The 590-nt window shown below is 56.1% G+C and carries 2 protein-coding genes; both read right to left on the bottom strand.

The features are described from left to right. Positions 1–256 (bottom strand): ATP-binding cassette domain-containing protein (locus EN780_RS36835; protein ID WP_128276622.1); only part of this gene is annotated, 256 nt, incomplete at its 3' end. Between the two features lie 20 nt (positions 257–276). Beyond that, positions 277–590 (bottom strand): transporter substrate-binding domain-containing protein (locus tag EN780_RS36830; protein ID WP_128276621.1); only part of this gene is annotated, 314 nt, incomplete at its 5' end.

Raw genomic sequence — 590 nt, 5'->3', positions numbered from 1 at the left:
GTACAGCGTCGATCGATCTGGTGGTTCCGTCCAGTACGTGACCCTCGACGACGATCTTGCCTTCCTCGATCGTCTCGAGGGCATTGATGCAGCGGATTAACGTTGATTTCCCGGAGCCTGACGGCCCGCAGAGGACGATCCTTTCGCCTTTGCGGACCGACAAACTGATGGATTTCAAGGCATGGAAAGTGCCGTACCACTTCTGCACATCCTCAAGGGAAATCAGCTTCGATTGATCTTTTGCGGAATTGAGCACGGAACCCTCCATTTGGGCTTTTACTGCACGGTGAACGGGATGTTCGGAATGGATTCCGGGAACTGCGGCAGATCGATCGCCATCCACTTCTTCGTGATGGCGGCGAGCTCACCATTGGCCTTGATCTTGTCGATGAAGGCGTTGACGGCTTCGTTCCAGTCCTTCTCGCCGAGACGGGTACCGACGCCGTTGTAGGTCGTCAAAAAGTTAATCTTGCGCTCATACGTGCCGGCACTCGCCGCATCCAGACGCTGGCCATAGAACTGGTTGCCGCCAACCGCCTTTACCTGCCCGGAGACCAAAGCCTGGATGGTTGCGGCGTCGTCATCAAAGC

The sequence above is a fragment of the Mesorhizobium sp. M4B.F.Ca.ET.089.01.1.1 genome, from assembly GCF_004022605.1.
GTDB classification, from domain to species: domain Bacteria; phylum Pseudomonadota; class Alphaproteobacteria; order Rhizobiales; family Rhizobiaceae; genus Mesorhizobium; species Mesorhizobium abyssinicae.
Note: the sequence above shows the minus strand (reverse complement) of the source record. Positions and strands in the feature narration are given on the sequence as shown.